17 protein-coding genes are annotated in these 21,247 nt (G+C 44.0%); 6 read left to right on the forward strand and 11 right to left on the reverse strand.

The annotated features are described in order from the left end of the window. The 9 genes from ACLL8Z_RS00210 to hemA form a co-directional block, all read right to left on the reverse strand. The coding region (locus tag ACLL8Z_RS00210) for a CopD family protein (RefSeq protein WP_411272724.1) at window positions 1–458 on the reverse strand (458 nt) is incomplete at its 3' end. Between the two features lie 109 nt (window positions 459–567). Then, window positions 568–1,593 (reverse strand): uroporphyrinogen decarboxylase, encoded by a 1,026-nt coding sequence (gene hemE / locus ACLL8Z_RS00215; RefSeq protein ID WP_411272740.1) that lies wholly within the window; start codon window positions 1,591–1,593, stop codon window positions 568–570. Between the two features lie 14 nt (window positions 1,594–1,607). After that, the gene (locus ACLL8Z_RS00220; RefSeq protein WP_411272725.1) at window positions 1,608–2,123 is read right to left on the reverse strand and encodes a tetratricopeptide repeat protein; all 516 of its coding nucleotides are present in this window, start codon (window positions 2,121–2,123) and stop codon (window positions 1,608–1,610) included. A gap of 2 nt (window positions 2,124–2,125) precedes the next feature. After that, window positions 2,126–2,830, reverse strand: coding sequence for a response regulator transcription factor (locus ACLL8Z_RS00225; protein ID WP_411272726.1), 705 nt, complete (start codon window positions 2,828–2,830; stop codon window positions 2,126–2,128). Continuing rightward, entirely contained in the window at window positions 2,820–3,695 is an 876-nt protein-coding gene (locus tag ACLL8Z_RS00230; RefSeq protein ID WP_411272727.1) for a sensor histidine kinase, read from the reverse strand. Before ACLL8Z_RS00230 ends, ACLL8Z_RS00225 begins: the two co-directional genes overlap by 11 nt. 1 nt (window position 3,696) lies before the next feature. Further along, on the reverse strand, window positions 3,697–5,079 hold the full coding sequence (gene hemL, locus ACLL8Z_RS00235) for a glutamate-1-semialdehyde 2,1-aminomutase (protein ID WP_411272728.1): 1,383 nt from the start codon (window positions 5,077–5,079) through the stop codon (window positions 3,697–3,699). Window positions 5,080–5,239: 160 nt separating this feature from the next. Next, window positions 5,240–6,208, reverse strand: coding sequence for a porphobilinogen synthase (hemB, locus tag ACLL8Z_RS00240; protein ID WP_411272729.1), 969 nt, complete (start codon window positions 6,206–6,208; stop codon window positions 5,240–5,242). Between the two features lie 2 nt (window positions 6,209–6,210). After that, window positions 6,211–7,848, reverse strand: a complete 1,638-nt coding sequence (gene hemC / locus ACLL8Z_RS00245; protein ID WP_411272730.1) for a hydroxymethylbilane synthase — start codon at window positions 7,846–7,848, stop codon at window positions 6,211–6,213. 69 nt (window positions 7,849–7,917) lie between these two features. Further along, entirely contained in the window at window positions 7,918–9,141 is a 1,224-nt protein-coding gene (gene hemA / locus ACLL8Z_RS00250; RefSeq protein ID WP_411272731.1) for a glutamyl-tRNA reductase, read from the reverse strand. A 389-nt stretch (window positions 9,142–9,530) separates the two neighbouring features. Between hemA and ACLL8Z_RS00255 the strand changes: the two genes are divergently transcribed. Then, the gene (locus tag ACLL8Z_RS00255) at window positions 9,531–10,373 is read left to right on the forward strand and encodes an alpha/beta hydrolase family protein (protein WP_411272732.1); all 843 of its coding nucleotides are present in this window, start codon (window positions 9,531–9,533) and stop codon (window positions 10,371–10,373) included. On the opposite strand, the gene ispG is transcribed toward ACLL8Z_RS00255, so the two are convergent. Further along, on the reverse strand, window positions 10,370–12,499 hold the full coding sequence (gene ispG, locus ACLL8Z_RS00260; RefSeq protein ID WP_411272733.1) for a (E)-4-hydroxy-3-methylbut-2-enyl-diphosphate synthase: 2,130 nt from the start codon (window positions 12,497–12,499) through the stop codon (window positions 10,370–10,372). The genes ACLL8Z_RS00255 and ispG overlap by 4 nt on opposite strands. Window positions 12,500–12,600: 101 nt before the next feature. Beyond that, window positions 12,601–13,221 carry a DUF4159 domain-containing protein gene (locus tag ACLL8Z_RS00265; RefSeq protein WP_411272734.1) on the reverse strand — a complete coding sequence of 207 codons (621 nt, stop codon included), beginning with the start codon at window positions 13,219–13,221 and terminating at the stop codon, window positions 12,601–12,603. 152 nt (window positions 13,222–13,373) lie between these two features. Between ACLL8Z_RS00265 and ACLL8Z_RS00270 the strand changes: the two genes are divergently transcribed. From ACLL8Z_RS00270 to ACLL8Z_RS00290, 5 genes are read left to right on the forward strand one after another with little or no spacing between them, the layout of a single operon-like run. After that, window positions 13,374–14,372: an AAA family ATPase gene (locus ACLL8Z_RS00270; protein ID WP_411272735.1), complete on the forward strand. Its 999-nt coding sequence runs from the start codon at window positions 13,374–13,376 to the stop codon at window positions 14,370–14,372. 46 nt (window positions 14,373–14,418) lie between these two features. Further along, window positions 14,419–15,306, forward strand: a complete 888-nt coding sequence (locus ACLL8Z_RS00275) for a DUF58 domain-containing protein (protein WP_411272736.1) — start codon at window positions 14,419–14,421, stop codon at window positions 15,304–15,306. Window position 15,307: 1 nt separating this feature from the next. Continuing rightward, window positions 15,308–16,804, forward strand: a complete 1,497-nt coding sequence (locus ACLL8Z_RS00280) for a BatA domain-containing protein (protein WP_411272737.1) — start codon at window positions 15,308–15,310, stop codon at window positions 16,802–16,804. Further along, entirely contained in the window at window positions 16,804–18,933 is a 2,130-nt protein-coding gene (locus tag ACLL8Z_RS00285) for a hypothetical protein (RefSeq protein ID WP_411272738.1), read from the forward strand. Before ACLL8Z_RS00280 ends, ACLL8Z_RS00285 begins: the two co-directional genes overlap by 1 nt. Continuing rightward, window positions 18,933–20,705 (forward strand): hypothetical protein, encoded by a 1,773-nt coding sequence (locus ACLL8Z_RS00290; protein WP_411272739.1) that lies wholly within the window; start codon window positions 18,933–18,935, stop codon window positions 20,703–20,705. The genes ACLL8Z_RS00285 and ACLL8Z_RS00290 overlap by 1 nt, the downstream gene beginning before the upstream one ends. The last annotated feature ends 542 nt before the right edge of the window (window positions 20,706–21,247 follow it).

Below are 21,247 nucleotides of genomic sequence, written 5' to 3' on the forward strand. Positions count from 1 at the left end.
CCATATATCCAGTCGATAGCACTTTTAAGAATTACGGTAAACACGATTGCTACCAGAAAAATCGTTGCCAGCTCATTCCAGATCCTGAGCTGTGTGGAGGTCCAATTGAAAATTCCCAGCTTCAATTGATTGATGATATTCTGGCAAATAAAATGGTAGATAAGTAAGCCCAGAACTAAAGTCAGTTTGACGTGCATCCAGGGCAAAGAGAGAAGATCCGGATTAACATAGAACATTCCTACTCCAGCTCCCACAGCAAGAATCATTGCAGGGGTGGTAATGATATACCACAGTTTATGTTGCATGATCTCAAACTGCCGTTGCAGAATCGCTTTTTCGTGCTCCGGGCGATCATTTGCTTCAACGTGGTAAATAAACAAACGTACGATGTAAAACAGCCCCGCCATCCAGCTGACGACGAAGATAATGTGAAGGGCTTTGAGGTAGAGGTATGCCATAAGATTGCTTAAAACTAAAAGCAAAAAGCTTAAAGCTTATATGTTAGTTAAATTCATGCTCGTCCTGAGTCGTTTCCCCTGCTTCCAGCTTTACGCTTTTAGCTTTAGTCTAATACCGGTATTCCTTAACCAATTCAACCGCATATTTCACGTTATCAAACGGAATATCCGGCATAATACCATGGCCAAGGTTAAAGATAAATCCATTCTCACCACGCATTCTTTCAAATAAGCGGTGGATCCTGTCTTTGATCACGGTCTTATCCGCATACAGTATGTGCGGGTCGAGGTTGCCCTGTACTGCAATACCGGCAGGTAAAGCTTTCTTAATATTAAGCAGGTCAGCGTTCCAGTCAACGGAGATCACATCCGGCTTTGTTTCGGCCATTAAAGGGGCAAAGACGGAGCTTCCTTTACAGAATGATATCACCGGAACGTCCTTACGGTTTAATTTAGATATAATCTCTTTGTTGTAGTTATGAGAGAATTCGGTATAATCATCCCAGCTCAATGCAAGTGCCCAGCTGTCAAATAATTGAACTGCATTTACCCCAGCTTCGATCTGAAGATTCAGATAATCAACTGTAACCTTAGCGATTTTTGCAAGCAACTGATGAGCAATTTCTGGATGGTTATGGATCAGTAGTTTCGTCAGTTTGAAATCTTTGGAAGATCCTCCTTCAACCAGATAGCTCATCACTGTAAATGGTGCCCCTGCAAAACCGATCAAAGGGATACTGCCGTTCAATCGCTGCTGGATTACCTTGATTGCATCTGCTACGTATTTAAGCCTGTCGCCAACATCAGTAAGCAAGGCGTCAACGTGAGCCTGGTTCCGCACCGGGTTAGCGAATCTCGGGCCCACTCCCTGAGTAAAGCTCAATTCACCCCCCATAGCTTCGGCTGTTACCAGAATATCAGAAAACAAAATGGCTGCATCAATACCCAGTAAATCCACTGGAAGCATCGTAACATCTGCGGCGATCTCCGGCGTTTTACACATTTCAAGGAACGAATACTTATTCTTTATCTCCCAATATTCGGGCATAAAACGGCCTGCCTGCCTCATCATCCAAACCGGTGGGCGTTCTGTATTGTTAGAAAACGCTGCACGTAAAAAAAGGCTGTCCTGTATACTATTCTGACTCACTATGCTTTATTAATTTCAGATTCGATTTTTTCAATAATTGTTTTTACCCTGGAGGTAATTTTATATGATTTAGCTCGCTCGACATAGGCCGCTGCACGATCATAATCTTTTCTGCGAAGATTTAGGTTGGCAAGATGCACGAGCACAATTGCCTTATCATTCTGGTTCCTCAAAGGAAAATTACTAGCTATTTGAAAATGCTTTTCAGCCTGCTCATAATTTTGGCGATGTAGTTCCACATTACCATAGATGAACTCATAAAAGCCGCGGCGATGTCTGCCGAGTTTGTCAGGATCTACAATCTCTTTCAAAAGCTCCTCGGCTCCATCGTAGTTTTTCGCATGGAATTCGCGCGCTGCCATTACAACGGTACCTTCACGGAAATATCCCCAGATAAGAAGGGCTATCCCGATGCCAATAATTGCGGTAATTTCAAAGACTTGCTGGCTTATCGTCCAGCCCAGCAGAAATACGGCAACTCCAATAACCCAGAACCGGGCTTTTTTAGTGAACATTTTTAATGAGTATCAGTGAATTTGTAGCCAACTCCCCTGATTGAATGAAAATAAGTCGGATTTTTTTGATCCGGTTCAAAGTATTTCCTGAAGGTCAGTATAAAGTTATCTATTGTACGCGTGGAAGGATATACGTCATAATTCCAAACTGTTTCGAGGATCTGCTCCCGGGATACAGCCTCATTGCGGCGCTCTATTAATAGCTTCAGTAACATTGTTTCCTTTTTGGTAAGCGGAGTTACGGTACCATCGTCCTCCTTTAATTCAAATGAATTAAAATAGATGGTTTTGTCGCCAATCTTATACGAATTCAGTTCCTTCAAATCATCACCTTTCATGCTCCTCCTGACAAGGATCCCAACCCGGAGTATAAGTTCTTCAAGATTGAAAGGCTTAACAAGATAGTCATCAGCACCCTTTTTCAGTCCCATAACCCGGTCTTCACTCGTGTTTTTGGCTGTTAGAAACATAATGGGTACTTCTGAGTTTTCGAGGCGGATAGTTTCAGCAACTTGAAATCCATCGATCTCTGGTAGCATTACATCTAATATCACCAGATTAAATCGCTCTTCTTTAAAGATCTTCAGTGCCTTCTTACCATCAGTAGCGGTTGACACTTTATAACCTTCAATTTCCAGGTTAAGTTTGATAGCCTCAAGAAGATGATCTTCGTCCTCTACCAACAGGATTCTTTGTTTAGTTAGCATTTGCGTTGAATATTACTTCGAAAACTGTTCCCGAAGGCTGATTGTTTTTTACTTTTATCGTAGCCTGATGTTTATCAAGGACCTGTTTAACAATAAATAAACCCAAGCCTGTCCCCTTTGTTTTACGTGTATCCTCGCTGCCAACCCTGTAAAACTTCTCAAAAATACGTGTTTTTTCCATATCACTTATACCTATACCAGAGTCGGCAGTAATGAAATGCACTTCCCCATTACTGCGGTATAATTTCACCTTTACCTCAGCACATGGAGGCGAATATTTGACCGCATTTTCGATCAGGTTAGTCACCATGGAGGTCAGTGCGAATTGGTCTCCCTTCAAAATAACACCTTTTTCAACCTCTGCGCTTATAATCTGGGAACTGCAGGTGTGTACCTGCAAGCGCTCTGCTACTTGTTTTACAAGATCAGAAAAATTGAACTCCTCTTTCGGAAATGAGTAAGAATTACTGTCAATCTTACTGGCAAGAAGCATATTTTCCACAAGATCATCAAGCCGCTCTATATCCTTTAATGAATTTTTTATGAACCCTTTTTGTTTCTCTCTGTCTAAGTCCCGCTTTAAGATAGTCTGCAGGTATAGTTTTATAGATGCTAAGGGAGATTTTAGCTCGTGGGTAACAGATAAAAGAAAGTTCTTTTGCTGCTGATGTAATTTACGCTCCTTACTCAGTGTTTTGTGCATGTAAAAAGCACCCACAAAAACGATGAATAAAAAGACCGCAGCCTCTCCCACTATCATTCCTTTGCTGTTCGGCCTTGCCGCGAGAAGTAGCGTTCCCCACCAGACAAGCTGAAAGGTCATATATACTACCAGGCAATAGAATATTATCAGCGGCCTTCTCATTTTAATCGGCTCTTGCCCCCCTAAAAACAAAATCCAGGCTTTCAAAAATGGCACGCTTTGCTTTCTCGAGCTCAATCTTGGAATGTGCTGATGACACGAATCCTACTTCATAACCAGAAGGCCCAAGGTATACACCGCGGTTCAGAAGCTCGCGATGGAATACTTTGAATTTATCCATGCTCGAGGCATCAATCTGTTCAGCAGAACTGATAGTTTCCAGGTCTGTAAACGCAAACCAGAAAATAGAAGCAATAGAAAATATTCTTACCTTGTAATTCCTGGCGGTTGCAAAACGCTGAATAGATTCAGTGAATTCAAATGCTTTGTTATTCAAATCCTTGTAGAAGCTTGACTTTGACAACTCTGTTAACTGCGCAATACCGGCGGCCATCGCGACCGGATTGCCCGACAAAGTTCCAGCCTGGTAAACCGGACCGTCCGGCGATATCATTTCCATGATCTCAGCGGTAGATCCGTACATTCCAACCGGCAATCCGCCGCCGATTATTTTCCCATATGTTATAATATCTGGCTTAACCTGATAAAAACCTGCAGCACCCTCAAAGCCAACGCGGAACCCTGAAATGACCTCATCGAAGATCAGCAGCGTTTTGTGTTTTGTACAGATTGAACGCAGAAACTCGAGAAATTCTTTAGTTTGAAGCAATAAGCCATTATTAGCAGGTACCGGCTCAATAATAACTGCCGCGATCTGATCACTGAATTGTTCAAAGGCAGCTTTTACAGCCTCCTCGTTGTTCAAAGGCACAACGATAGTTTCGTCTGCGAATGCTTTTGGAATACCAGCTGATGAAGTTTCGCCGAAGGTTACCAATCCTGATCCCGCTTTTACAAGCAATGAATCTGAATGACCATGATAGCATCCCTCAAATTTTATGATCTTATCCCGTTTAGTATAACCACGGGCAAGTCGGATAGAAGACATCACTGCTTCAGTTCCGGAACTGGTAAAACGAAGTTTTGTTATGTATTTGTTATTCTTTAAAATCAGTTCGGCAAGCTGGTTTTCGAGCGCTGTTGGCGCTCCGAAGCTCATCCCGCTTTGCATCGCTTCAATAACTTTCTCTCGAACGGCAGCATGATTATGGCCCAGTATCAACGGGCCCCAGGAAGCGCAAAAATCTATAAATTTATTGCCATCTGCATCCCACACAAAACACCCATCGCCCTTTTGTATAAACAACGGCGTGCCATGTACAGATTTGAAAGCCCTTACCGGCGAATTAACACCACCGGGAAAATATCCCTTTGATTTTTCGTACAGCTCTGCCGATTTCTCCCTCGAAATATCCGGCTTACCCGCGTAATTCACCGGCACTTCTGCTTCTGATCCGGAGAAGATTTTTTTTAATGACTCTAACATTGAGTTGTAAGTTATAAGTTGTAGGTTATAAGTTGCATAGCGCCTATGACCTATTATTTTATTCTATTAATCCACTCCAGACACTGGAAGGATTGTCCTTGTTCCTTGATCTTTATTCCTTGATAGATTCCTGTCTTGATACTTGATACCTGATACTACCTTACATCCATTGCTTCTCAACGATCTCCCTTGCATGATACGTAATAATAATATTCGCACCCGCCCGGCTGAAAGCGTACATGTTTTCCATTACTACCTTTTGCTCATCAATCCAACCTCTTTGAGCCGCTGCTTTCACCATCGAATACTCTCCGGATACGTTATAGCAGGCCACAGGAAGATCGGTATTTTCTTTCAAACGATGAATAATATCTAAATAGGCCAATGCCGGTTTAACCATCAGAATATCTGCTCCTTCCCGCTCATCAAGCAGGGCTTCACGCATTGTTTCTTTCGGGTTTCTGAAATCCATCTGATAAGCTTTGCGATCACCCTTATTTGGCGCAGAATCAGCGGCTTCCCGGAATGGGCCATAATATGCCGATGCAAATTTAATGCTGTAGCTCATGATGGAAGTATTTTCCAGATTGTTTTGATCCAGAACATTTCTGATCCCTAAAACACGGCCGTCCATCATATCTGAAGGAGCAACCATATCAGCCCCAGCTCTTGCATGTGTTAGCGACATTTTCGCCAGTACATTCACCGTCTGATCGTTATGCACATAGTCATCGTGCATAATGCCGCAATGGCCATGAGTGGTATAGGCACAGGTACACACATCAGTAACAACGAAAATATCTTTGCCAAAAGCAGACTTCAGCGCCCTGACAGCATTCGCCACAACTGAATTCTCGTCATACGAAGAACTGGCATCTTCAGTTTTTTGCTCCCCAACTCCAAAAAGTAAAACTTTATTGATTCCAAGTTTTAATGATTTCCCGACATCCTTAACCAGCTCATCGGTGCTGAAATGACTAACGCCGGGCATCGCATCAATGCCGTGAACAATACCATTACCGGGAACAACGAAATAAGGATAGATAAACATATCCTTTGAAAGCCTCGTTTCCGCAACCATTTCCCGCACAATCGGCGAACTCCTTAATCTTCTGGGACGTATTAGCATATTTAATGGGAACTTTCTCTCCGATCAATAAAATCAAGTGCGAAAACTGCTTCAGATAAGCCCACCTCATCCGGTGAATAGGGTAAAAAATATTTTACTCCCATTTCATCAAATTTCATACCGGTTGATTTGCCGATGCATATTACCTGTTGATCGGGCTCAAGTAAATTATTTACGAAATAAGATTCAACATTTGAGGGACTGGTAAATATCAGAACATCCGCGTACGATTGTGTGACATCCTCTTCGGGAACTGTCTCGTATACGGTGAGTTCAACAATTTTCGTATCTGCTGATAAAGCTTTTTGGATGGTTCTCAATGAACCCTTGGCACTTGGAAAAAGCACACGTGTTCCATTAGCTATTTTCGCAAATTCCTTTGCAATGTCTTTTGTATCTATACCCTCTTCCTCACCGTTAAAAGCAGCTGTTTTTCCTACATAGCGAAGCGCATCTTCTGAGCCACGTCCCAATACACCAAATTTGGCCTTCTTAGGCAGGTGAGGTTCCAGCCTGAAGAAATATTCGATAGCATTTTTACTGCTGAAGAATACCCAGTCCACATTTCTAAGAATATAAGAATCGAGCTTATTTATTGACGGATAAGTTTTAATAAGTGAGCGCCCTTCGATTTCTATTCCGTGCTTTTCAAGTGCAATCCTCAGGTAACTGCTTTCAGGAAGCTCCCTTGTGATGAAAATATTTTTAGGGAACCTTCGGTCAGGGTCGAACTTTGATACGATCCTCTCTGCAAGGCCATTAATCGTTTTTGATTGCAGGAAAAGGCGGTCGGGAAACTCATCACCTTCATTGGCTTTTGAAGTCCATACCTGATATTGGTTTCCATCTTTACGGCAATAGCAACCCAGAGGCATATGGCAGCCGCCGTCGAAAAGATTAAGAACCTTACGTTCAATTCCTATTTGTTCAGCAACGTCTTTATGGTTCAGAGGCTGAAGCCTCTCAAAAAGCTCCTTATCGTTTTCACGGATTTGAATAGCCAGCACACCTTGAGCTGGGGCGGGAATAAATTCTATCGGGTCTAAATCCTCCACGTAAAATTCACTCAAGTCAATCCCCAGGCGATGAACACCCGCTTTTGCAATCATTATTGCGTCGTAATCCTCGTCACGCAGTTTTTGAATCCGGGTAGGCACGTTGCCTCTCAGTTCCTCTACTTCCAGGTCCGGACGAACAGCCAAAAGCTGCGCCTTCCGGCGGTTGGATGATGTACCAACCATTCCCCCAAATTTTACTACTAACTTTTGCTGGATGTCAACGCAGTCTTTCAGGATTATCAGGAGTTCTGATGGATCTTCACGTTCAGATACAGCGGCTATGATAAGCCCCGGCGGACCATTTGTTGGAAGATCTTTATGCGAATGCACAGCAAGATCAATCGTTCCGCCTAAAAGTTCATCTTCAAGCTCTTTTGTAAAGAATCCCTTTCCTTCCAGTTTATCGAAACTAAGATTTATTATTTTATCGCCCTGTGTTTTGATAATCTTTAATTCGGAATCAAGTCCAAGCTTTGCCAGCTCACCCTTAACAAAATTAGCCTGCCATAATGCAAGATCGCTACCTCGTGTTCCAATTATGATTTTAGAATTTCCGGCTGTTCCGGGCAAATTATCAGACATGGCAATTTATTGATGATGGGCCTTTATCGAGGGGTTAAATTAACCAAAATGATTGGCATCAGATTGGTATCAGCAATTATTTATCAGGATATCCTTTGCCATAACCATAGGAACGCTAATGTACTTTTTCTCCATGTAGTTCATCACTTTGGTTAAAACCTCCCGTGAATTCTCATCCATGCTCTCAATATCCTGCGCGAAGATGCGGTTTATAGCTGTGTTCTTAATCTCCTTAATCATCTCAGGAACGTTCCGCATAGCAATTTCAACCCGTCTCTGTTTCAAAACAGGTTTAAACTCCTGAATGTTTTGATCTATAATGCGTTCCGCAAATATCAATTCCTCATAACGTTCCTGCAGGTTACTGTTCGCAATTTCCTGTAAGCTGTGGACTTCAATAAAAGTTACCGGATTTTTCTCAATTACGCTGCAGCAGGTATCATTGGGAACAGCCAGGTCAACAATTACCTTTCGGGAAGTATCACCATTTAATAATGATTCGTAGATTTCGTTAGTGATTACAGGCTCAGTGCAACTGGTGCATGTAATGATCACATCAAAACCTTTCTTGTATTTTTTCAACTCCTCCAAACCAAAAGCACTACCACCAAGCTCTTCAGCAAGAACCTGTGCATTGGCAAGTGTACGGTTGAAAATAGTGAAATTAGAATATTTATGCTTTTGAAGGTATTTGGAGAGATTTTTATTCGTTTCGCCTGCACCGATGATCAGAATCCGCGCATTGGTGCACATCTTCAATTCACGCAGTTTACGATAAGCCAAAGAAACAACTGAAATCGGCTTGCGAGCGATTCCGGTATTTGTGTAAACTTCTTTAGCAGTTTTTACAACACGGCTCATGATCAAGCGGAGATAGTCGCCAGTAAAGCCTGCTACCCTGCAAATCTCATAAGCCTTACGGATTTGAGCAAGGATTTCCTTTTCGCCAACTACCAGGCTTTCTAATGAACAGGAAATGCGAAGAAGGTGATTTAGAGCCTCAATATCTTCATAAACCAAAACCTGATTAACGAAATTATCGACCTGATCCGAAGGTATGCAGTCAAGAGTTTGAATAAATTCTTTTACAAACTCGACATCTAGGCTCTGTTCAGCTGTAAATACAAATTCAACCCGATTACACGTTCCAACGTAAAAGATCTCAGGGATGTCGAACCGTTGCTTTACACGCTCAAGACTACTGTGTAGTGTCTCATTACAAATCACAAATTTCCCAAGATCTTTGAGGTCGATGTGCTTGTGGGTAAAGGCAATAACTTTTAAAAACTTCAATTCCAGCTATCCTAAGTAAAAACCGTAACAAATGTAACAAATAAGGGTTTTTGTATGTGTCACCTGTTTGTAAACACGGATGTTTAGACTGATTATAAATAGGAATGGGTCTGGAATAGGATTTGTCTGGAATAAGATTTGTAGGATGATAGGATGAATAGGATTAAGATATCTGTATTCGAGCCGGAATTCCTTCCTCCCCCCAAAAAGATAGCGTCATTCCGAAGCAAAGCGAGGAAACTCGTAAACGCGTCCATCGATATTAATTTAAGTCATAACTTTAACACAGCGTTTAGTCAAACGTATAACGTACAACGTAAAACGTATAACCTTACAACGTAAAAACGTAAAACTTTAAAACGGATCACCCTTTAAAATGTTATAACTCCATGGTCATCAAACAAACATTCACCCTCACCGGTGCAGAAGGCAAGCCCATATTAATGGACCTGACTTATAAAACCGGCAATGAAAGTGCACCGATGGTGGTTTTTGTACATGGGTTTAAAGGATTTAAGGATTGGGGAACGCATAACATGGTCGCGGAATATTTCGCTGCACATGGATTGCGTTTTCTCAAGTTTAACTTTTCCCATAACGGTACTACACCTGATAGCCCTCAAGACTTTGCAGACCTGGGCGCTTTTGGCGATAATACATTCACCAAAGAATTTGAGGATCTGGATACTGTGATCACATTTATAAAAAGCGGCAGGGATTTTCCCGAGCCGATTTCATTAACTCTGATCGGTCATAGTCGTGGTGGCGGAACATCTGTCATCCAGACGGCAAATGACGACCGGATTGCCCGGTTAATTACCTGGGCTTCCATATCAAAGTTCAGCAGCTTATGGAATGCTGAAGATGAAGCTGAATGGCGATTGAAGGGTGTAATATATAATTTCAACACCCGGACAAAACAATACACACCCTTAAAGATCGACCTCCTTCACGACCTTGAAAAACACGCCAAAGCTTATGATATCCTTTCCGCAGCAGAGCGCGTCAACAAACCCTGGCTGATCATCCATGGCGATGAAGATGTAAATGTAGAACTCTCCCAGGCAAAAGAATTGCAGGAACGATCAACAGAAGCAGAACTATTCGTGGTAACCCATGCTAACCATGTTTTTGGAGCAGAACATCCATTTACAAAAGATAACCTACCACTGGAATTGCAGCTGGTTTGTGAGAAGAGTATTGAGTTTATTAATGGAGGGGGAGCGGTTTAGGCAATCTCAGGCTCAACCCAATTCCCATCTTCCTTAATTATGCCGATCAACTCATCAAGTGCATTCTCCGTGTTCACATTTTTCTTCACCACTTCTTTGCCACGGTACAAAGTGATTTTTCCCGGGCCAGTTCCCACATACCCATAATCAGCATCCGCCATTTCACCTGGGCCGTTTACTATACATCCCATAATACCGATCTTCAGGCCTTTGAGATGGTCAGTGCGACTGCGAATCATCTGGGTTGTAATCTGCAGGTCAAACAATGTCCGGCCGCAGCTCGGACAAGAAATATATTCGGTTTTAGAGATCCTCGAGCGCGTAGCCTGCAAAATCCCAAAAGAGGTAGTTAATATCGTTTTAGGCCATATTTTCGGCGCGTCGAGCCATATACCATCGCCAAAACCGTCGAGCATGAGACCCCCGATGTCGGTGGCAGAGTAGAGTTGGAACCGGTCGGCATCGGTAACTGGTACCTCTATATCCGTTTGACCTGGTAACGGGTAACTGATAACTCGTAACCCATAACTTCTCTTAATGATAACAGGCACCTCAATCCCCATCTCCACGAACCTCAAAAACACCCCTCTCTGTTCCTGCATTCCGCAAATTTCCTTCGTTTCCAAAACAAAAACCAGGGTGTTATCCAGCGGTATGCGGTCGAAGAGTTCCGTACCAATATCGCTGTGGGATATTAAAACAAGGTTCAACGACGCATCTTTTTCTTCTGATTCAATATATTCCTGTAAGGTATATAAAGGGTGACAATTCGTTTTATCTGTAAGCGTTTTCCAGGTGAAGTAGTTATAAAGCTGCTTCAAATTTCCCGGAAAGCTGAATGAAGGGAGCTGATCTGCCAGGTAGACAAAATCTGTAGACTGCTCACCCATGTTATACTTGTCCAGGATGGGAGAATAAATGTAACCCACATCGCCCAGAACGGCCGGGTCCCTAAGGTTCTTAGCTGAAAGGTCAATTATAACCCGGGGTACCTGGTGGCCGCCGATAAAGGTATTTAGCTCCGTGGTGATGCGTTTGTTATATTGGAAGGGAGAGTGTAAATAATTAGGATCAGTTGCCAGTGACCCGTTACCAGTTACCAGGCTGGGTGGACTAGACGCTTTGCCTGATATTGGGTCACTGGTAACCCGATAGCTATCGGGTGATAACTCTTTATCCGCTTTGCCTGGCAACTGGTAACTGGTAACCGATAACTCACGTACCGCATACCGCTCCGCCATCGCAATGGCAACAGGCGCTTCCGCTTCCGGTTCCTCCGTCAATGATACCCGTATCGTATCTCCTAAACCATCTTCCAGCAACGCTCCGATCCCAACGGCAGATTTGATCCGTCCATCTTCACCATCACCGGCTTCAGTTACACCCAGGTGCAAGGGGTAGTTCATTCCTTCTTTTATCATGGTAGCGACAAGCAAACGATAAGCCTGTACCATGACCTGGGGGTTACTCGACTTCATCGAAATCACCATGTTATAGTAGTTCAGATCTTCACACATGCGCATGAATTCCATCGCCGATTCAACCATCCCCTGAGGAGTATCGCCATAGTGGCTCATGATCCTGTCGGATAAAGAGCCGTGATTAGTACCGATCCGCATCGCAGTTCCGTATTCCTTACAAACTTTGACTAATGGCGTAAACTTCTGGTAAATCCGGTCAAGCTCAGCCTTATATTCCAGGTCCGTATATTCGAAATTCTCAAACTTCTTTTTGTCGGCGTAATTGCCCGGGTTGATCCTGACCTTCTCTACAATTCTTGCTGCTTCCTCTGCAGCGTTTGGAGTAAAATGTATGTCAGCAATCAAAGGAACATTATATCCCCTGCGCAGCAATTCCTTTTTTATAACACCTAAATTCCTAGCCTCCTTTATACTTGGTGCCGTAATCCGCACATACTCACATCCTGCCTCAACCATTCTTATCGACTGCTCCACAGTCCCGATCGTATCCATAGTATCCGTTGTTGTCATACTCTGGATCCGGATAGGATTTGTTCCGCCCATAGCTATCTCGCCGATCTTCACCTCGCGGGTTAGGAAACGGGAATAGGTGGATTGGGAGTTACAGTAAATGCCGGGAAGAGAGGTCAAAATTGGATTGTTCATTCAAAAATATGATTGTGTCAAAAATACGGAGAAAAGTTGAGACCCGATAGCTATCGGGTTGACAGTTGGCGTTGGCTGGGCCGAGAGTGTCGACTGTCAACTTAAGAAAGCGCGTACATCACAATGTTTACCCCAAATTTAGTGTTGTCTTCAGCATAAAAACGCTTATTTCTGAAATCATAATCCCATTCACACCCGTAGTCCTTATTACTATATAAAACAGCGATCCGACCGTTGATTTCAATAGCTTTCAGGTAGTCGTGTACCAGGTCGTCGCCCCATCCGTTAAGCTCGAAGGATGTTGTTGGTGGGCCTTTTTCAAACTTAAAGAAGGAGTTGTAGATCTCGTGATTATTAGGAATTTTCTTCAGAGACGAGGGGCCAAAGAGGGCGCTCATTTGGGCTTCGAACGATTTGGCAAAGAGCCCGTCGATATCATGGTTGCAGTCGTCGACAAATACGAAGCCGCCATTCTGGATGTATTTCTTAAAATTTGATTTTTCCTGGCTATTGAACTGGACGAGCTTGTGGCCGCTGAGGTATGCGAAGGGATAGAGAAAAAGTTCATCCCCGCTCAGGTCAACTACCTTCTCATCCAAATTCACAGGAACCGTGGTATATTCCACCAGTGAGTTCAGAATGTTGGACGGCATCCGCTGATCGGTATCCCAATCGCCGGAACGGTATCTTAATCTTGCAAAGGTGAACCTGGAAGCAAACATTCCCCTAAATTATTGCTATAATTATTCCCTAAAGAGTTTTTTGAAAGATTTATTTGAAAATTATAGTAACAGTATTGTATAAACTAGCCTTGTCAGGGATTTTATTTATAATTTTCCACTTTTAACGCCATCGAACCAATTAAATTAACATCTTGGAAATTTCAGAAAGCACGCTTAAAACTATAATTGCAAAGCTTCCTCATTTAAAAAATGAGATACAAAAAGTGATCGTGGGACAGGACGAGGTGCTCGATGAGCTGGTCATTGCATTAATGGCCGGCGGGCATTGCTTGTTGGAAGGAGTCCCCGGACTTGCAAAAACGCTGATGGTCCGTACCATGTCGCAGGCTCTCGACCTTTCGTTCAGAAGAATACAGTTCACTCCCGACCTGATGCCGACCGACATTATTGGCACAGAAATCCTGGAAGAAGACCACAGCACCGGAAAACGATTCTTTAAATTTAATAAAGGTCCGCTGTTCGCGAATATTATACTCGCGGATGAGATCAACCGGACACCGCCAAAAACTCAGTCAGCTTTGCTTGAAGCGATGCAAGAGTTTGAGGTTACTTATGGCGGACAAACCTACCCTCTCGACAGACCTTTTTTCATATTAGCTACTCAAAACCCAATTGAACAAGCGGGCACCTACCCTTTACCCGAAGCACAACTTGATCGGTTTCTTCTGTTTGTAAAAATCGGCTATCCATCCGAGCAGGAAGAGTTCGGAATACTGAGCAGCACCACCGGATCAAAAAAACCAGTCATTGAGCCCGTTTTAACGGCTGAAGAGATTATCCAGATTCAGTCGCTGGTTCGGGACGTAAGCATTAGCGAAGATCTCATAATATATACCAGTAAACTGATCCGCGCGACACGTCCCGATACCACCCAAACTGATTTCGTAAAAGAATGGGTTCGCTGGGGAGCAGGGCCCCGGGCTGGCCAGGCACTAATCCTAACATCGAAGGCACGCGCATTGCTTAAAGGCCGCTACGCTGTCATCATAGAAGACCTCCATGCCATGGCATACCCCGTCCTCCGCCACCGCATTCTTGTAAATTTCAAAGCCGAAGCTGAAAACGTTACCGCCGACCAGGTTACTGCCGAACTTATTAAGTCCGTTGCACGACCCAAAGTAAAGATCTAGATTTTCCGTCATGCAATTCGAATCGTAATTCTTAATTCTTAATTAAGTGCAAAAGCTCGCCGACCCCAAAACCTTCCTAGCCATCAAAGACCTCTCTCTTGCGGCAAGGACGATAGTAGACGGTTTCATGACGGGCCTGAATAAAAGCTCAATCAAAGGCCCCGGGCTCGAGTTTAGTCAGTACCGCAGCTACCAGCCCGGTGATGACCTCCGCTGGCTCGACTGGAAAATGTATGGACGTTCCGACCGGTATTATATCCGCGAATCGGAAGTTGAAACCAATATTTCAGTTAGATTTCTGATCGACGCAAGCGGCTCGATGAATCATCAGGATGGAGCTTTTAAAAAAATCGATTATGCGCGCTACCTTGCTGCAGCCCTGGCCTATCTTGCAAATTCCCAAGGCGATGCAACGGGATTATATATTTTCCAGGATGGCGGTCTATTTTCTCTTGCCTCCCGGCAGGACTTCCAGCATCTGAACCGGCTTTTCTTTCACCTTGAATCAATCATAGCTGGCGGACAGTTTACCAGACCTGTCAATTATAAAGATATATACACCGGTTCACGCAAAAAAGAATTGCTGATATTTATCACCGACCTTTATCAAAAAAACACAGAGATTCTTGATTTGCTGGATACCCTTTCTGCATTGAAAAACGAGGTCATTGTTTTCCACCTAATGGGCAAGAACGAGCTGGATCTGGATTTTAAAGGGTTTTCTGTTCTGGAGGATCTTGAAACTGGTGAAACAGTAAAGATTGATGCCAGCACATCGCGTAAGCAATACCTGGAAGATCTGTCCATCCACCTGAACGACCTCCGTACCGAAATGCTTGACCGGCATATCCATTACCGCATGATCTCCATGGATGAATCGCCTGATCAGGCTTTGCGCGATTTCCTGAACCAACGAAATAAAGTCAGAGGCTAATATGTTGCAACTTTTAAATCCCATATGGCTTTTTGGTATCAGCGGAATTCTTGTTCCTCTGATCATCCACCTGTGGAATATCAAAACCGGCAAAACATTGAAAGTTGGCAGCATCAGGCTGATGGGAGAAAGCTCACGTCAGAATTCACGCAGTCTTAAGCTTATGGATCTGCTCCTGCTGTTTTTGAGGTGCTTAGTAATTATTCTTCTTTCGCTCTACCTGGCTGAGCCGGTATGGAAAAGTCTGCAAGCACCAAAAGGAAATAAAGCCTGGATTCTTATTGAAAAGAGCGCCTTTGCTGAAACTTACACCAGGTTTAAAGGTGAGATAGATTCCCTTTCTGCCGCTGGAGAAGAACTACGCCTTTTCGAGCCCGGATTCAAACGAGTGGAACTGGAGGAAATGCTCGCGGATTCTACAAAAGCAGATTCATCCGCTTTATTACCCTACTGGTCGCTTCTTCGATTATTGGAACAGCAAATCCCCCAAGGTTCGAAAGCACTTATTTACACCAGCGATCGTGCCAATCGGTTTAAAGGGGCCCGCCCTGCTATTTCTACCGCAATTAATTGGAAGGCCTTCACTCCTGCCGATTCAATATCTAAATGGATCGATCGTTCCTATCTGACTATTTCAGGGGAAATTAAAACAATTGTGTCAGAAAGTAGTCCGAGCGGCACGTTCAACAGCGCAATTGATATCGCTCCGGGAAATGAGATTTCCGGTGTCCGCGCAAGCATTTTAAATGGTAAAGCCCAGGTGCAGCTGGATGGGCAAACCCTTTTAGCCGATACCAGCACGCTTACTATTGCCGTAAATGTTGAAGGATTTCAAAATGATGCCGCATACCTCGGCGCCGCGATCGCTTCTATTCAAAAATATACTTCGCGTAAAATAAAACTAGTTAAACCGTCATCCCAGCAAGACATTCTTTTCTGGCTGTCTTCAAAAGAACTTCCTTCTGGAATAAAAGCTAACACCAAAGTGTTTAAGTATGCAATGGGTAAAGTAACTTCAACCAATACCTGGCTAAAATTTACCGAAGGTTTGACTACTTTAAAAACCGAAAATATTCGCGTATATAAACGAATCAGCTACCCAGAAAAGGCATTGGGTTTCTCAGTTTGGGAAGACGGTTTCGGCAAGCCTCTTCTGGATCTTAAACAATCAAATAATGTTTCACTTTACACCTTCTACTCACGCCTTAACCCCGAATGGACCGACCTGGTATGGAGCCCGGAGTTTGTAAAACTACTAATGCCTTTGATCCTCCCAGCAAAACCTGACGCTCCAAATGGTGTATTCGATAAAAGAAGCATCCATCTTAGTCAGATACTACCCCACTCAGACCTCAGACCTCCGACTTCCGAACTCAGACCTCAGACCTCAGACAACCCTGTTACTAACAAAAAGGATCTCCAACACTTTATCTGGATTCTATTAATGGGGATATTCATCGCCGAACGTTACCTTTCATTCCGAACCAGCACAAACTAATGGAAGAATACAAAGGCCATAGCTACCTCAAAACGTTGCGAACGCAATGGCTGGGCTATGCGCTTATTTCAAATGTGTTCATTGCATTATCAGTCTCCGCGCTTGTCATATCAACATTGAGAATACTCGCAGTCTTATCGTTTTGGTGGATAATACCCCTTACTCTCATCCTCTCCATAATCATGATCTGGTGGTCGGGAATTTTAAAGACCCGGGAAAGAGATGTTGCCCGGCTATTGAACCAGTCGTACCCGGCCCTGGAAGAAAGTTCCGAGTTACTCCTCAAGCCCCCTGTTTCCTTGAATATGCTCGAAAGGCTGCAGGTCGAGAAAGTCAAAAAGGAATTATCTTATGTTTCACCTGCAAAGCTTTTCTCGCCAAGGTTCCGAACATCCCTTATAATACTCATAGTGGGATTAAGCCTGGCATTTGGCCTCGGAAAGCTAGAATCATTTAGTCAAAGAGTGGAAAAGACAAGCAGCAGTATAATTGCAAATGCACCAGAAGCAATACCTGATAAAATCCTGCCGGGAATTAAATCGGTTGAACTGCAAATCACTCCACCAGCTTATACCCGCAGGCCCGCCAGAAACCAATCTCAATTCTCCGTTTCAGCTGAAGAAGGCTCTGCTCTAAATTGGCAGATCCTTACAAATCAGCCAGTTAAACACATAAAGCTCATTTTTAATGATAACGAAATCATCCCTTTGAGGGCTGCAAACGCAGAACGTACAAGGTGGGCATTAAACAGAACTGTGAGCAAGTCGGGTTTTTACCAGGTCGACGTGGATGGAACCCTCTCCGATCTGTACAAACTGGAAGTCATTAAAGACCAGCCTGCTATTCTGCGTATCATCAGCCCTTCCCAATATTCAAGTATTGATTTCGGGGAGCCTCAGCGTACCGTTCTGCAGGTTGAGATCAATGATGATTATGGGATAAATGATGCCTTTATATCAGCAACAATCAGCAGCGGCCAAGGCGAAGGGGTTAAATTCCGGGAGCTGAAGCTTGCCTTTCAACAGAATTTCTCGGGAGCGGCATCTTATAAGCTGAATAAAACAATCGACCTGAAAGCACTCGCCATGGTACCGGGTGACGAGCTCTACTTTTACGTTCAGGCTCGCGACAGCCGTCTGCAGGATAGCCGATCAGATATGCACATTGTAACCATACAGGATACCGCCCAGCTAATGAGCATGGATGGAATGTTGGGGGGCGTTAATCTCGTGCCCGAATATTTCAGGAGCCAGCGCCAGATCATCATCGACAGCGAAAAACTGATCAATGACCGAAGTACAATAAGCGCACAGGAATTCAACAGTCGTAGTAATGAGATTGCTACAGATCAAAAACTGCTGCGGCTACGTTACGGCAAATTCCTTGGTGAGGAAGATGAAACGGAAATTGGCGGCGTTCAGGAGGAAGAAGAAGGACATGATGAGCCCGGCAATTTTGGCGATGCTGAAAAAATGCTCGACGCGGTATCGCACAAACACGACCAGGCCGAAGATGCAACCTATTTTGAACCCGAACTGAAAGCGCAACTTAAAGCCGTCCTTTCCGAGATGTGGAAATCGGAACTGCAGCTCCGCCTGTACAAACCTGCCGAAGCCCTTCCATTTGAGTATAAAGCTCTGCGTCTGCTTAAAGACTTACAGCAAAAATCCCGGGTTTATGTTGCCAAAACTTCTTTCAAGCCCCCGCTTATCAAAGCCGACAAGCGTCTAAGCGGCGAACTCGACAAAATTATCCAGCCACAGGCTGTCCGTTCATTTGATTCAAATGAAAAGGCGGGAAATTCTTTAAAGCTTACAGCCGGAATATTATCTGGAGGCAAAGCAGGGAGGAAGTTAAATACCGATGAAATCCTCATCTTGAACGATGCGAGCCGAATTATTTCCAGCCGCGCAGCAGCACAACCGGGAATTTACCTCCGTGCACTGGGAACTTTGAGAAACATTATACGCACTGCCAGCAACAATGTGACTCCCGCAAACAAAAGGGAACTGGAGGCAGCACTTCAGAAATTGATTTCACAGGTAAGCAGGTCACCGCAGTCGAATTCCAGTGCGCCGGCAAATGATCTGACTACCGAATATTTCAACAATCTCAGAAGGAACAGGTAATGGAGAATTGGATCATCATATCGTCGTTATTGCTTCTGGCTTTCCTTTCCTGGAAAGAGATCCAGCGGAATAATAAGGCCCGTGTAGGGTTCCGGCTCGTTGCGACTGTGCTCGCCGTCGGGTCCCTCTATTTCATTACCCGTCCCATCACTATCGAGCGAAAACTCGACCCTTCAAAAGAAAATACAGCCGTTCTGCTTACTCAAGGGTTCGAACAAGACAGTCTTGCAGGATTAAAAAACATTCCATCCTACAGCGTTGAACGGTCAATTGTTACAAAATATAAAAATGTCAAATTTATCCCCGATTTGGAATATTTTGGCCGCTCGCTGGCAGACATTAATAAGATCCATATTTTGGGTAATGGCCTGGATCAGCACGAACTGGAAGTGTTAAAGGATTATCAACTAATTTTTCATCCCGGTATAGTGTCAGGCTTTACATCGGTCAATTGGAATAACACCATTCGCTCCGGCGAAAAACTTACCGTTCAGGGCAGCTTTAAAAGCAAGTCAAACAAGCCCGTCCAAATCCTGCTCCGTGGATTAAGCACGACGCTTGATTCAGTCGAAGTTACTGACGATGAGATTTTCGAGCTCAGCACCAGTCCGAAACTCCTCAATAGAGCAGTGTATTCTCTAATTGCCCTTTCGGGAAAAGACAGCCTCGCCAGCGAAAAGATCCCGGTGATCATTGAAGAAAAAACACCGCTGAAAATTTTAATGCTGTCTTCCTCTCCGGATTTTGAAAGTAAATTTCTTAAGAACTGGCTGTATGCGGAAAAATATGCCCTTGTCATCCGTAGCAATATCAGTAAGGGCAAGTTCAGCACGGAATTTCTGAATACTGAACGAATTAATCTGAACCGGGTCAGCCCGGCTCTGCTTGAGGATTACGACATTCTTATAGGCGACATGTCCGCCTTATCCGGATTGAGTGCAGCTGAAAGCTCGGCCATTCAAAACGCAGTAAGCAAGGGGTTGGGGATGCTGATCCGTGCCGACGACACCGGCGGCAGTGGCTTCTTTCGAAGGGCCTTCAACATCCGGCAAAACCGGGCTATAGATCAAAAAAGTCTGGCACTTAGCTGGGAAGGGCGTAGCGCAAAGAAAGCCTCAATACCTTCTGGCCAGACTATGGAAATTGCCTCCCGTTCCGGGGAACAGGCACTGGTAAGAGATAATAAAAGTCATATTCTGGCAAGCAGTAAAATTTATGGGGTCGGCCGCATGATAATCAGCACAGTACCCGATACCTACACCTGGATGCTCAGCAATAATTCGGCTGATTACTCCTCCTATTGGTCGCACATACTGGAAAAGGCAGCACGAAAGAGAGAAGTTAAAGAAAGCTGGACGGTGCTCAATCAATTTCCGGTAGTCAATTCACCTGTCGCTCTGAGAGTCGAAAGCCCTTCCGGGAATATGCCCACGGCACGCGTATCGAACATTCCGTTGCGATTTGCGCAGAACTCTATACAATCCTACCGCTGGAAGGCAGACTTCTGGCCTACTGAAACCGGCTGGCAGTCTATCAAATCAGCAAATGGAGAGAGCTGGTTGTATGTATATGAGTCACGGGATTGGGGAAGTGCACGTGCGGCAGAGAAAGTGAAAACTACCGCAAGGTTTACTGCTGAAAGTAATGCTACAGTGCAAACAGCGGGAAATGTTGTTCGCACTTATAATTATACTATTCCGGCGATTTGGTTTTATTTGATGTTTTTGGCTTGTAGTGCCGTCCTATGGGCGGAGAAAAAACTACTAGCTTAGAACCCGGGATTGTACCTCTCGCGCTCCCCTTTTTTCAAGGGGAGCTGTCCCGCAAATGCGGGACTGAGGGGTTCTAAACGTTATTATTTTGCGAGGCATCAAACCTTGCGGTGATCAACCTCAAAACTTCCATTACATTACAAAAAACCAATTCATTATTAACTCGCAAAATTTTTAAACCCAGTTTTGCATCGCTTATGAAGGTCAAGGATTCGATGTAGGATAATCGTCCCTAATTAGGGAACGGAGTATTTAATTTATTGAAGGGTTTAACCCCTCAGTCAGCTGAAAAAGCTGACAGCTCCCCTTGAAAAAAGGGGAGCGGGAGGCAGCCGTCGTTCGTGCAACTGAAGGATCCCACAGCCCTTTCCCCCCTCCGTAACAAAATCTTTTCCTAATCTTTTCATTCCTTACTCCAAAATAATCCTACCTTCAAAAAACCAATTACCCTCTGCACGGAATTGCGGAGCATTTAAAACATTTTATAAATGAAAAGAAGTGAATTTCTCTACCTGAGCGGGATGGGTGCCGGCGCCCTGATG

This window comes from Daejeonella sp. (assembly GCF_046590655.1).
Classification (GTDB): domain Bacteria; phylum Bacteroidota; class Bacteroidia; order Sphingobacteriales; family Sphingobacteriaceae; genus Daejeonella.

What these genes read in the sequence shown, in the direction of transcription:
- ACLL8Z_RS00220 (WP_411272725.1), bottom strand. Translation starts at nt 2,123, where the DNA reads ATGTTCACTAAAAAAGCCCGGTTCTGGGTTATTGGAGTTGCCGTATTT.
- ACLL8Z_RS00225 (WP_411272726.1), bottom strand. Translation starts at nt 2,830, where the DNA reads ATGCTAACTAAACAAAGAATCCTGTTGGTAGAGGACGAAGATCATCTT.
- ACLL8Z_RS00230 (WP_411272727.1), bottom strand. Translation starts at nt 3,695, where the DNA reads ATGAGAAGGCCGCTGATAATATTCTATTGCCTGGTAGTATATATGACC.
- hemL (WP_411272728.1), bottom strand. Translation starts at nt 5,079, where the DNA reads ATGTTAGAGTCATTAAAAAAAATCTTCTCCGGATCAGAAGCAGAAGTG.
- hemB (WP_411272729.1), bottom strand. Translation starts at nt 6,208, where the DNA reads ATGCTAATACGTCCCAGAAGATTAAGGAGTTCGCCGATTGTGCGGGAA.
- hemC (WP_411272730.1), bottom strand. Translation starts at nt 7,848, where the DNA reads ATGTCTGATAATTTGCCCGGAACAGCCGGAAATTCTAAAATCATAATT.
- ACLL8Z_RS00255 (WP_411272732.1), top strand. Translation starts at nt 9,531, where the DNA reads ATGGTCATCAAACAAACATTCACCCTCACCGGTGCAGAAGGCAAGCCC.
- ispG (WP_411272733.1), bottom strand. Translation starts at nt 12,499, where the DNA reads ATGAACAATCCAATTTTGACCTCTCTTCCCGGCATTTACTGTAACTCC.
- ACLL8Z_RS00265 (WP_411272734.1), bottom strand. Translation starts at nt 13,221, where the DNA reads ATGTTTGCTTCCAGGTTCACCTTTGCAAGATTAAGATACCGTTCCGGC.
- ACLL8Z_RS00280 (WP_411272737.1), top strand. Translation starts at nt 15,308, where the DNA reads ATGTTGCAACTTTTAAATCCCATATGGCTTTTTGGTATCAGCGGAATT.
- ACLL8Z_RS00285 (WP_411272738.1), top strand. Translation starts at nt 16,804, where the DNA reads ATGGAAGAATACAAAGGCCATAGCTACCTCAAAACGTTGCGAACGCAA.
- ACLL8Z_RS00290 (WP_411272739.1), top strand. Translation starts at nt 18,933, where the DNA reads ATGGAGAATTGGATCATCATATCGTCGTTATTGCTTCTGGCTTTCCTT.